Origin of the sequence: Nonomuraea sp. SYSU D8015 (assembly GCF_008065375.1) — a bacterium.
Taxonomy (GTDB): Bacteria; Actinomycetota; Actinomycetes; order Streptosporangiales; family Streptosporangiaceae; genus Nonomuraea.
Window position 1 is genome coordinate 1,237,035 of sequence record NZ_VJYI01000001.1, and the last position, 12,253, is coordinate 1,249,287.

At 68.4% G+C, this 12,253-nt stretch carries 10 protein-coding genes; all 10 read left to right on the forward strand.

Annotated elements, in window-relative coordinates:
• Positions 1 to 8: 8 nt before the first annotated feature.
• The 10 genes from ID574_RS08055 (at position 9) to ID574_RS08100 (ending at position 12,242) form a co-directional block, all read left to right on the forward strand.
• Positions 9 to 4,748: a phage tail family protein gene (locus ID574_RS08055; RefSeq protein ID WP_188188057.1), complete on the forward strand. Its 4,740-nt coding sequence runs from the start codon at positions 9 to 11 to the stop codon at positions 4,746 to 4,748.
• Entirely contained in the window at positions 4,745 to 5,932 is a 1,188-nt protein-coding gene (locus ID574_RS08060; protein WP_188188058.1) for a hypothetical protein, read from the forward strand. Before ID574_RS08055 ends, ID574_RS08060 begins: the two co-directional genes overlap by 4 nt.
• 244 nt (positions 5,933 to 6,176) lie before the next feature.
• The gene (locus tag ID574_RS08065) at positions 6,177 to 8,852 is read left to right on the forward strand and encodes a phage tail protein (protein ID WP_223166460.1); all 2,676 of its coding nucleotides are present in this window, start codon (positions 6,177 to 6,179) and stop codon (positions 8,850 to 8,852) included.
• Positions 8,852 to 9,445, forward strand: coding sequence for a hypothetical protein (locus tag ID574_RS08070; RefSeq protein ID WP_188188060.1), 594 nt, complete (start codon positions 8,852 to 8,854; stop codon positions 9,443 to 9,445). The genes ID574_RS08065 and ID574_RS08070 overlap by 1 nt, the downstream gene beginning before the upstream one ends.
• Positions 9,426 to 9,629, forward strand: a complete 204-nt coding sequence (locus ID574_RS08075; protein WP_188188061.1) for a hypothetical protein — start codon at positions 9,426 to 9,428, stop codon at positions 9,627 to 9,629. The genes ID574_RS08070 and ID574_RS08075 overlap by 20 nt, the downstream gene beginning before the upstream one ends.
• A 13-nt stretch (positions 9,630 to 9,642) precedes the next feature.
• Entirely contained in the window at positions 9,643 to 9,807 is a 165-nt protein-coding gene (locus ID574_RS08080) for a hypothetical protein (protein WP_188188062.1), read from the forward strand.
• Between the two features lie 173 nt (positions 9,808 to 9,980).
• Positions 9,981 to 10,298, forward strand: coding sequence for a hypothetical protein (locus tag ID574_RS08085; RefSeq protein ID WP_188188063.1), 318 nt, complete (start codon positions 9,981 to 9,983; stop codon positions 10,296 to 10,298).
• The gene (locus ID574_RS59575) at positions 10,295 to 11,014 is read left to right on the forward strand and encodes a hypothetical protein (RefSeq protein ID WP_223166461.1); all 720 of its coding nucleotides are present in this window, start codon (positions 10,295 to 10,297) and stop codon (positions 11,012 to 11,014) included. The genes ID574_RS08085 and ID574_RS59575 overlap by 4 nt, the downstream gene beginning before the upstream one ends.
• Before the next feature lie 42 nt (positions 11,015 to 11,056).
• On the forward strand, positions 11,057 to 11,200 hold the full coding sequence (locus ID574_RS08095) for a hypothetical protein (protein WP_188188064.1): 144 nt from the start codon (positions 11,057 to 11,059) through the stop codon (positions 11,198 to 11,200).
• 268 nt (positions 11,201 to 11,468) lie between these two features.
• On the forward strand, positions 11,469 to 12,242 hold the full coding sequence (locus ID574_RS08100) for a peptidoglycan-binding protein (RefSeq protein WP_188188065.1): 774 nt from the start codon (positions 11,469 to 11,471) through the stop codon (positions 12,240 to 12,242).
• Positions 12,243 to 12,253: the final 11 nt, after the last annotated feature.

Sequence of the window (12,253 nt, forward strand, 5' to 3'; positions counted from 1 at the left end):
GGGTGTCGATGCCTGGCACCCCTCTCGCCGAAGCGTTCGTGCGGGTCAGAGCCGACACCGACCGCGTCCGCGACGATGTCCGCTCCGAGTTCGGCCGGGCCGGCTCCGACGCGGGCGACGAGTTCGGCGCCCGCTTCTCCCAGGATGCGCTCGGCCGCTGGCACGACGACCGCGGCCGATTCGTGTCCGCCGCCGAAGCGCACGGCCGAGCCGCCGGCGACGGCTTCAACGACGAATTCGGTGACCAGCTCGGCGGCTCCGCTGACCGGTTGCGCGGAGAACGCCCACGCTTCCACGCCGAGGGCCGCCGGCTCGGCGAGGCCGCCGGCGACGGCGCCAACGACGGGTTCGGCGACCGGCTGCGCGGCATCGGCGACACCGCCGCCCGCGTGTTCGACGCCATCACGCCCCGCGTGTCCGGGCTGGCCGGCGGGTTCGGCAACGCCACGGTCGCCGCTGGCGGCCTCCTCGCCGAACTCGGCAAGCTCGGTGTGGCCGCGGGTGCCATGGCCACCCTCGCCGCCAGCGCCGCATCCGCCGCGGTCAGCGTCGGCGCGCTCGCTGCGGCGCTCGCCCCCGCTGCCGGGGCGTTGGCCGCCCTACCGGGGGCCGCGCTGCTCGGCGCGAGCGCCATGGGGACGCTCAAGCTGGCGCTTCACGGTGTCGCAGACGGGTTCGCCGCGGCGATCAGCGGCAACTACCTGAAGTTCATCGGGGCCACCAAGGACCTCAGCCGGGCGGCGCAGCTCGTCAGCTACGAGCTGTTCCAGATGGCACCGGCGTTCCAAGACCTCAAGAGCAGCGTCCAGGATGCCCTGTTCGAGCCGCTGATCGGCCAGATGTGGTCGCTGCTGCCCGCGATCCACGCAGTGGACGACGGCATGACCGGGGTGGCCCAGGCGTTCGGGCAGGCCGCGCTCGAGGTCGTCGAGTTCATCCGCGAGAGCGCGACCATCCACGCGATCACCGCGATTTTCAACGCCACCAAGCGGTCGGTAGAGGACCTGACACCGGCGATCCAGCCGCTGCTGGACGGGTTCCGCGCCCTGTCCATATCGGGCGCGTTGTTCGTCGCCGACCTGGCGCCCGGCATCGCCGCGGTGGCGGCCCGGTTCGGCGAGTTCATGGAGGAGGCCGCCCTGTCAGGGCGGGCCTTCCAGTGGATGCAAGGCGCGGTCGACGTCTTCAAACAACTCGGCGCGATCATCGCAGACGTCGGCGGCATCATCCGCGGCGTCTTCTCCGCGCTCGATGACGCTGGCGCTGGTGCGCTCGGTGTGCTCGGCCAACTCGTCGACGCCGCCCACGCCTGGGTGGAGTCGGCGCAGGGCCAGCAGGTGCTGGTCAGCATCTTCCGGGCGTTGGCGCAGGTCGGCCAAGCCTTGGTGCCGGTCATCACGGCTGTCGCGGCCGGGATCGGTCAGCTCGCGCCGCTCGTGGCTGATTTGGCGACGGCGTTCGGGCCGGTGCTGGTCGGCGCGGTGCAGGCGCTCGTGCCCGCCCTCCAGGCGGTCGCGCCCGGGATCATCGCCGTCATTCACGGGCTCGGCGCCGCTGTCGCCGCGATCGGGCCGGCGTTGACGCCGCTCGGCACCGCCCTGGCCGGGCTCTTGCAGTTGGCGGCCGGGGTGTTCCTGCAGATCGGCGTCGCCGCCGCGGAACTCCTGCCCGGACTTATTGCGGTGGTCGACGGCGTCGGCCAGGCGGTCGCCTCCCTCGGGGCTGCGCTGTCGCCGATCGCCCGGAACCTCTCCACCGCGTTCCAATCGGTCGGCCCAGTGGTGGCCGAGCTGGGGCAGGTGCTCGGCAGCGTTCTGGCCGCGGTGGCTCCCCTGCTGCCCATCCTCGGGGATCTGGTCGCGGTGGTCGGCGGCACCCTGCTACAGGCTGTATCGGCGCTCACCCCGCTGCTCGGCCCGCTCATCGCCGCGATCGGCCAAGTGGCGGCGATCGTGTCGCCGCTGATCGTCCAGCTCGGGCAGCTCGCCGCCGTCCTGCTGTCCCAGTTGCTGGCCACGTTGACGCCGCTGCTGCCGGTCATCGCAGAGATCGCCGCCGCGCTGGGCGGAGCCCTCCTGAATGCGGTCGCCCAGATCGGTGGCGCGCTGATCCCGCTGCTGCCGGTGCTCGTCCAGGTAGCCGACACCCTGGCGACCGCCCTGGTCGGCGCCATCAACACGCTCGCGCCGCTCCTCACGCCGATCATCTCGGGGTTCGGCGAGTTGCTGGCCGCGCTGGCGCCGCTCGCCGCCCAGGCCATTCAGCTTGGCGCCGCGCTGCTGGCGAGCCTGCTGCCCGCTCTCACCCCGCTGATCGACACCGCGACCGCGCTCGTGCCCGTCCTCGGCGGCGCATTGGTGCAGGCATTCACCACCCTGGTCGCCGCTGTCCAGCCGCTGCTGCCGCTCATCTCCCAGGTCATCAGCCAGTTCGTCGGCCAGCTCATCCCCGCGCTGGCCCCGCTCATCCCGATCGTCGCCCAGATCGCGGCCGTGCTCGGCGGCGCACTGGTCCAGGCGTGGGCCGCCATCGCGCAGGCGGTCACCCCGCTGCTTCCGGTCCTCGGCCAGGTCCTGCAGGTGCTGGGCGGCGCGCTGCTGGCCGCGGTGCAGGCGATCGTCCCCTATATCGGCCAGTTCGCGCAGGCAGCCGCATCCCTCGCCCCCGTCCTGGGCAGCCTGGCGACGGCCGCGCTGCCGATCCTGACCCAGCTGCTGCAGACCGCGGCACCGATCGTCGGCCAGCTCGTCGCTGCGTTCGGCCAACTGCTCGCGGCGGTGGCGCCGCTGCTGCCGATCGTCGTGCAGATCGCCGGAGTGATCGGCCAAACCCTCCTCACGGTGATCAGCTCGCTGTTGCGGGCGGTGACACCGCTACTTGCCCCGCTCGGCCAACTGGCTGCCGCGCTTGGCAACGCCCTCGCGCAGGCGGTGCGGGCCGTCGCGCCGGCGCTCGTGCTCATCGCCGACGCGATCGCCGCGCTGCTCCCCGCCCTGACCCCGCTGATCGAACTGGTCGCGCAGGTCGCCGCCCAGCTCGGCGGAATCCTCGCCCAGGCGGTCACGATGCTGGTGCAGGCGCTCACGCCGGTGCTGCCGGTCATCGTCCAGTTGGTGCAGCAGATCGGCGGCGCGCTCATCACCGCCCTGCAGGCCGCGGCGCCGGCGCTGCTGGCGATCGTCCAGGCGGTCCTCAGCCTCCTACCGGCGATCACCCCGCTGATCGGCTTGGTGGCGCAACTGCTGCAGGCGATCGTCCCACTGGCGGTCCAGTTCCTGCCGCTGTTCTCCCAGCTGATGGGCGCGCTGACACCGGTCATCACCGCCCTCGCCGGAGTCGTCACCCAACTGCTGGCCGCGTTGATGCCGGTCCTGAAGGTGCTGGTCGACGTCGCGATCCAGGCGTTGACGCCGCTCATCGGCCTCGTATTGCAGGTCGTGCAGGCGCTGATGCCGCTGGTGCAGGCCGTGCTGCCCGTGCTCGTCAGCCTCGTGCAGGCGGTCACCCCGATCCTGGCGCTGGTCGCGAACGTGTTCGGCCAGATCCTGCAAGCGTTGATGCCGCTGCTCGACGCGCTCATGCAGCTGGTGATGGCGATCCTGCAGCCGCTGCTGCCATTGATCGACGCGCTCGCCCCGCTCCTCACGACGATCATCGGGTTGTTCGCGCAGCTCGTGACCGCCGTGATGCCGCTCATCGAGGTGCTGCTCAACCTGATCACGTCGGTGTTGACGCCGCTGATCGGCATCATCGCCGACGTCATCTCGTGGCTGGCAGACCGGCTCGCCCCGGTCTTCGAGTGGCTGGCCGGGATCATCAAGGTCGCGATCGACGCGATCGTGCAGGTCTTCCAATGGCTGTACGACACCCTGATCGGCAATTCGATCATCCCCGACCTGATCAACGGATTCCGGGAGTGGTTCCAGCGCGGCGTCGACTGGGTGCGCGGCATCATCGCCTGGTTCGGCGAACTCCCCGGCATGATCGGCGGCTGGCTCGGCAGCGTCCTCGACCGGGTGTCCGAGGCGTGGAACAACATCCGAGCCGCCATCAGCCAGCGGATCAACGAGATCCGAGACACGATCGCCAACATCCTCGGCCAAATCGGCGACCGCTGGCGGCAGGCGTGGGACAGCGTCCGCGAGTTCGTCTCGGGCGCCTGGAACAACATCCGCAACGCGGTATCCGACGGCATCAACAACCTGCTCAACTGGTTCCGCGACCTCCCCGGGCAGATCGCCGGGGCGCTCGGAAACTTGGGCGGCACCCTGTTCAACGCCGGTCGCGACCTGCTCATAGGGCTGTGGAACGGAATCCAGTCGCTGTGGCAGTGGTTCCGCGACGCCATCTACAACTTCTTCGCCGGAATCATGCCGCAATGGGTCAAGGACGCCCTCGGCATCGCCTCCCCGTCGAAGCTGTTCGCCGCGATCGGCCGCGAGTTGCCGCCCGGCCTGGTGATGGGTATCGAGCACAGCCTGCCCATGCTCGAAGCCGCGTCGCAGACGATGGCGGACACCGTCGCCGGCGCCTTCACCGACGTCGCTTCGCCGGCGCCTACCTTCACCGGCACGTTTGCACCCGCTGTCGCGGCGGGCGGCGCGGGTGGCGGAGTCGTGATCCACGGCGACCTGGTGATGCCGATCCAGGGCGTCATCGACCCGTCGCGGCCGGACGCGTGGCGGCAGGTCCTCGTGCAGGTGCGGGACGGGCTGCGCGACATCGAGCGGGAGGCCTACGCAGGATGAGCACCCTCCAGCTCGGCCGCCTCACCCTGCGGGAGACCATGACGGTATCCGAGACTGTCCGGGACGCTGGCCGCACCCTCACCGTCCACGGCAAAGAAGTCACCCCGCTGATCAGCCGCACCGAACTGCTCGAGCGGCTGGAGGGCGTGCTCGGGCTGCGCGGCTCGCTCGTCCCCGCCATCTGGGAGGAGAAGTCCGAGCGGAACGGCTACTACACGATCACGGACGCGTCCGCGGACTACACAGACCGGTTCAGGCAGTCCATCGCGTGGGTTACCTGGAAGCTCACACTGGCCAGGCACGGCGGCGACACCGACGTCGACCTGGAGAGCAGACTCAGTGGCGCTGTGCGCGCCAACGATTTCAGCCTCGCGGGGGAGCGGTGGCATGCGCCGCCGGTCGGCGCCTACGGCTACTACACCGGCTCCACGTCGCCGTCCACGATGACGCGGGCGACGACGGACGGCGCCATCACCGTCTACCGGGCGCTCCCGGCCAACACCTCGCCACGGTGGGGGTGCGCGGTGGAGGACTATCTGCGAGGCCGCGCCCGAATCCTGTCCTCCGGGTTCGAGCGGGTCGGCACCGGGAGCACGCTGGCCACCGACAACTGGGAGCTCTCCAACGGCCTGGTGCGGGTGCGGCCCCTCACCGTCGGCGGATCGTTGGAGGTGGCCGCGTTCACCGGGTCGGCGTGGCGGCCGAAAACCTGGTGGGCGGACGTGGGCGGCACCCAAATCAGCCGCTGGGAGTCGGCCACGGTGCTGCGGAACGACCCGGAGCAGGTGATCGTGCGCTTGGTGGAGTCGCGGTCGCCGGTCGGCCGAGCCGTCCTCGACCTAACCCTGCGGCGCGGCTCGAGATTCGTCGAAGGGTATTTCCAGCGCGGCGACTCCGGGACGCTCAGCGTGTATCTGGCCACTGCTGAGACGATGACCGACTCGACCTCGTACGTGGTGCGGTCGACGGACGACGCCAACGGCAACAGGGCGATCGCCGGGTCGGCGAGGAACTTCGACCCGCACGCATCTGGAGGCCTGACCCGGACGGCGGCCACGGCGATGGACTTCTTTGTCGGCGTCGTCGCCGGCGGCGGCTCCGCAGTGTCCGGCGACCAAGCCACCAACCTGCGCGACCAGTACCTCGCGGCGCTGCCCGAGACGACTGCCGCGATTCGGAGGTGAGCAGGTGCCGGTCACGGAGACGCTGATGGGGCTCGGCTCCTGGTCCATCACCCTCGTCGAGGAAACCCCGAAAGACCTCTTGGACCGCCTGGCGTTCTTCGGCCACATCGCCGTACAGGCCGGCCGCCTCGACCCGGCCCAGTACGGCGACAACCTGCTCACCACCGGCCGGTATGTCGGCGTGCTCACCGGGCGGGACTTTGACACCACGAAGAAGATCAACGGCCAGGGGATGGCGTTGTGGTTGGGCGACTCCGACGACAAGGGCGAGATCTTCGAGACGCCGCTCAACATCACCGGCAAGACGTTCCCCAACGCCATCAGGGACATCCTCGGCTCCGGCACCGCGGTCATCGAGGGCGCCCTGTACAGCGCGGCCGGCACGTATACCGGCACGCACGTGTGGCAGAGCAAACGCAAGGCTGTCGACTACGTGTGCCAGCTGTTCAACTGCGAATGGCGGGTCAACGGCAACGCCACCCTCGACGCCGGCCCAGCCGCCAACCTGTTCGCCACCACCCCAAAGTGTGTGATCGTCCGAAACGGCGCCGACGGCCACGACCTCGCCCTCACCGGGCTGCCCGGCGACATGTCCCTGGCCCGGGACGTACAGGACTGGACCACCCGCGTCGTCCTCCTCGCCGAAGGCCAGGGGGAGGCGACCGCCACCGGCTCGGCGAACATCGCGTCGAACCCGTACGTTGATCTGCGCGGCCAGGCGGTCAAGCGGACCCGTCTCGTCTCCGAGTCGGGCACGTCGACCGGCAACGCCCAAGCGAGGGCGCAACTCCAGCTCAACCGCTTCTCGGGCACCCGCAACGCGCTACGGCTGTCCACCCACGACTACGAGGTGCGCGGCTCCTTCGCGGTCGGGGATTGGGTGTGGGTGTGGGATCCCGACTCAGGCATCGTCGACCCCAGCGTGGAGGTCACGTTTCGCGGACAGCGGTTCAACCCCTTGAAGTTGCGGGTGGCGGAGTGTTCGTGGCCGGTCACGGAGGAGATGACGGTCGCCTACCGGCACCAGGACGGCACCTGGCACGATCTCACCCCCTTTGTGCGGTTCGAGTCGGGTGCGACGAGCATTACGGTGGGCGAGCTCGGCCGCAGCCTCACGAACGCGGGCAGCGAACCTGTCGGGCCCAGGCCGATCCCCGACTCGACCATTCCCGGCGTCGTCACCTGGGTGACGCCGTTCCAAACGTCGGTCTACCTGGACGGGCTCGGCAACACCCGCGCCCGGATCATCGCCTTCTGGCAGCTGCCGCTCAACACTGACGGCTCGACGATCCTCGACGGCCACCACTACGAGATCGGCTACGGCATCTCCCCGGCCACCTCGTGGGAGATCGCCTATGCGCCGTGGGGCGACCTGCAGGGCGTCGTCAACGACCTGAGCCCTGGGGTCACGTACGACTTCCGGATCCGCGCCGTCGACCTGGCCGGCAACGCGGGCGCCTGGTCGGCGACCGTGAGCGCCACAGCCAACCCCGACACGATCCCGCCGTCGACGCCAGCCGCGCCGACCGTCGCCGGCTCCCGGCTCGCCCTCCAAATCAGCCACAACCTGGGCAAATCCACGGGCGGCACCTTCAACCTGGAAAAGGATCTCCAACACCTGGAGATCCACGTCGGTGCTACCAGCGGATTCACCGCCGACTCGACCACGTTGAAGGGCAAAACGCCGGCGACGGCCGCGATGATGCAGGCGCTGATCCCGGCGATCGCGACGGTCGAGGTTGAGGAGACGACGGCGCGGTGGGTGCGGGTCATCGCGGTGGACGAGGCGGGGAACCGGTCGGCGGCGTCTGCGTCGGCCAGCGCGACGGCGCTGCTGATCGACGACGCCCACATCTCGGACCTGACCGTGACCAAGGTGACGGCGGGCACGATCTCGTCGAACTGGTTGATCGGCGCCGAGATCCGCACCGCGTCTGCTGGTCAGCGCGTGGTGTTGAACGCCACCGGGTTGCACGGCTTCGACTCCGGGAACAACGAACTGGTCAGTCTGCTCAACACCGGGTCATTCACGTTGCGCAGCGCACCGTCGGGGTCACGTGTGCAGCTCGACACCTCCGGCCTGAAGGTCTTCAGCGGCACCACCGAGGTGGTGTCGCTGCTGGCGTCCGGCAGTTTCACGCTCAGGTCGGCCGCGAGCGGTGCCCGGGTCGAGTTGGACACGGCCGGGCTGCGGATCATCAATTCGGGCGGCACACAACTCGTCAACTTGGCCAGTTCCGGCTCTTTCACGCTGCGGTCCGCAGGGTCGGGGAGCAGGGTCGAACTCGACATGAACGGCCTGCGGCTGTACGACGGCGGCGGCAGCCAGACCCTGAACCTGGACGCCACCAACGGCAACGTCGACATGGTCGGCCGACTCACAAGCACGGTATCCGGCTCTTCGGCACGGCTTGTGATCAACCCGAACTTCGGCGCTGATCCGGAAATCCGGTTCTACGAGAACACGTTTGATTACCACTACATTACGTCTCATGTTGGAGCAGGTGTAGATGCTGTTCAGATGGGGTCGGTGACAGTCGGCGACAGAAAGGGGCTTCTGCAGCTGGCACCTGGAATAGTTGAGCTGATTCGCACGACCGGAGGGGCCACCTTTACGCATACCGGACTGAGAGTGAACGACACATGGTTTGATATGCATGGAATGCTGGGACAGCCGGGCAACAACAGCGTATGGGTCCGGGGCAGTTCTCAAATCGGCGGTTTCGCCACCGGATACACGATCTTCTTCGGTGGAACGATGGACTCGGCGATTTACCCAGTGATCTCGTTCTTTGACATCGGAAGTAACGTCTATGCGGCGATCAAGAACGGGGGCGGGGCATCGTCGTTCGGATTCCTGCAGTCGCAACCTTCTTCTGTTGATCCCCACGAGGTGACATATCTGGGATGGAGGATGTAATGGCGGCGATCGTTGATGTCCGTGAACACTATGATCGTGATGGCGTGGACCGATGGCAGTTTGATGTGCTGCAGGACGACGGCACTCTTCACGGCTATGTGATGCCGATTCACTGGCTGCCCCAGGTTGCTGCCGAGTACGGCCTGCCGATGGACGACTTCGAGCAGCTGCTCGACGTTGCGATCCACACCGCGCACGTCGACCAGGACCTCACCCGCGGCACCGATCCAGTCGCGCGCGCCCGCGCCGGGCGTCCGGTCACCCTGCACAATGCGGCCAGCCTGGACGAGGTGCGGGAGGCGCACCTCGCCAGGATCGCCGCCGTCAAGGCATCCGGGCGGCGGATCGACATGCCGAAGCCGGGTGCCAAGGCGCGGATCCCGGTCGCCGCCGCCGCGGACGGCCGGCTGGAGTACGGCGAGGTCGACGCGCACGCCAAGCTCGCGGCGCTCAAATCACGGTTCGGGCCGGACATGGAGATCAGGACAGGTCGCGGCACGACGACCGTCGGCGAGTGGCATCGCCAGGCGAACAAGGACCTCGACGAGCGGCTCCCCTACCGGAAGAGGACACGTGGAACCGATCAGCGTTGACATTCATGCCGTATTCGGCGAGGTCGAACGGCAACGTAACGACGCGCTGACCGAGTCGGCGACACTGCGCGCCCACGTCGCCGCACTGACCGGCGAACGCGACGAACTCCGCGCCGAACTGGAGCGGCTCCGCCGCGGCGAACAGCCCGACCGGCCGGTGGTGGCAGGCTCTGTTGAAGACTGACTAACGATGCTTGGTGATCGTCGTCCTCTTGCGGCGGCGCGCCCAAATCCACGGATACGCCATCCCCATCGTGCAGCACATCCACACGATCTCGCCGACCGTCCACGCCGGCTTCGACACCGACCTGCCGACGTTGCGTACTTCGATCGGCTTGTCCTTACCCATCCACGCCTCCTGATCCACGGCCGATAAGGGGACGCTCCGATCGTCCCTCACGTTGGCCCGAATCCGCGTGGCCGGATGCGGACACCCCAGAGACGTGCCGCCCTGCGTTTGAGGGTGCTCCGGCAGGGCGGCACACCTACTTCCATTCACGGCCTTCCGCCGGATCGTCCACGAGGGAGGACGTGAGTGCCCGATGAGCCGACACCGTGGGAACTCCACCGTTCGATGGAGGCCCTGCGCCGCAGTCTCGAATCCGGGTTCGCGTCCCTCAACTCACGGCTTGATCGCGTTGTGTCCAGCGAACTCTTCGCCGCATACCAGCAGGCTGTTCAACGCCAGTTCGACGATCACGAACGCAAAATCACGGCGATCGAAGCCGACCGCGAAGCCGACAAGAAGGAACGGGACAACTACAAGCGGCTGATCGGCCTCGCCGTTTTCACGTCGATCATCGCACCGCTGGTCATCCTGCTCTTCCAGCTCTGGCTGAACAAGGGGACATGATGGGCCGGCACAACGACGACGGGCTGTTTCGCGACCACGCCGATGACACCACCGTCAACGAGCCAGCCGAGAAGGAAGAGGGATCGCGGCAGCCGCGCTGGTGGCCGCTGCCGCTCGTCGCCGCTGTCATCTTCGCCGCTGTCATCTTCGCGATCATGCTGCAAATGCACGACTTGCGCGAGCGGGCGGACGTAGCGGAACGCAACAGCGAGGTACTCGCCGAGCAGGTGCGGGAGATGGGCGGCAAACCGAAGGTGACCCCGGATCCCGGGCCGCCCGGCGAACGCGGGGACCAGGGCGAGCCTGGCCGCCCGCCGACCTCGGCCGAAATCAGCGCAGCCGTCGCCGCCTATCTGCGCCAGAACCCGCCGTCGTCTGGCCGGGCGCCGAGCAAGGCGGAGATTGCTGCGGCGGTGTCGGCGTATCTACGCGAGAACCCGCCACCTGCTGGCCCGCGCGGCGAAAAAGGCGAGCCCGGAGAGACAGTGACAGGCCCGCCCGGGCCAGCAGGTGAACCCGGGAAAGACGGCGTGGACGGCAAGGACTCCACCGTCCCTGGCCCAAAGGGCGACCCGGGGCCGCCTCCGTCCGCCGAGCAGATCTCTGCAGCTGTCGAGGCATGGCTGCAGGCCAACCCGATCTACTGTTATCCGCCCGATCCGCCTGGCCAGGTCACCGGAAAACCATGGCGATGCACCGCCACCCCGCCCTCCTGAACCAACCACCTACGCCTGCAACCCGGAAGGAGCACCCTCACCGTGAGGCAGAACGAAGCCGAGCTCACCGCCACCAAAGTTGATCGGCAGCCGTGGGAAGCCACGGAAGACGACGAAGAGACCGTGCTCAAGGAGCGGTTCGGGCCGCCCGACGATGACGGCATCTACCGCGGCGAGGGGGCGTGATGCTGACCATCACACGCACCCGGACCCACACTTTTATCGAGTTCGCGAACCCGTTCCTGGTGTGCGAAGGATGCGGCCAGCCAGTCACCCGGATGCACCGCCACGAGCGGTGCGGCTGCAACGACCCAGAGGTGGATCGCAACCCGTGCTGCGGATCGTACGGCGAGCGCAGCACATGCCCATCGTGGGGACCTGTGGACGGTTGTACATGCGTGGCATCCCTCGGCTACATCCCCCACGGGCCTGCGGGAACCTCGGCGGTGAAGAAATGACGGCGGCGAAGATGCTGGCCGCGGGCCGCGCCGACCTCGGCCTGTCCGGCAGGCCGAACCACATCACCCGCGACTACGCTGCCCGGCACGGCAAAGCGTTTCTTGAGGCGCCGTGGTGCAACATGGCGATCACGTATTGGGCGCGCAAGTCCGGCAACGCCGCCGCCGTCCTTCCGGCCGGAGACCGGGCGTATACGCCGTGGCACGCCGACGACGGACGCGACCGCGGCCTGTGGTACGCCGGCACCGTCGAGAACCTGAAGAAGCATGCCCGTCCGGGCGCGATCGTGTTCTTCGACTGGGCCGGCACCAACACGATCGCCGCGATCGACCACGTGGGCGTCATTGAAGACGTCCTTGACGACGGCCGGGTTATCACGATCGAAGGCAACACCGGCGACGCGTGCAAGCGCCGCGTCAGGTCAGCAACGCACATCGCCGGGTTCTGGAACCCGCCCTACAAGCCCAGCACCAAGCCGCCTGCCGCGCCGGCAGCGTCGACCGTGGAGGACCTCGTGAAGAAGCTGCCCATGCTGGCGAAGGGCGCCAACAACTACGACGTAAAAACGGTCCGCGCCTGCTTGTTTGCCCGCGGCGGCCTCGACCCGGCCCACTACGGCGGCACGGACGGGCTGCAGGAGTGGCTCGAGCGGACCGACTTCGACGCCGCCCTCGACTCGGACGTGAAGGCGTTTCAACGGTCGAAGAAGCTTGAGGTTGACGGGATCGTCGGGCCTCGCACGTGGGCTGCGCTGCTGCGCGTGAAGTAGCCATGGACGGC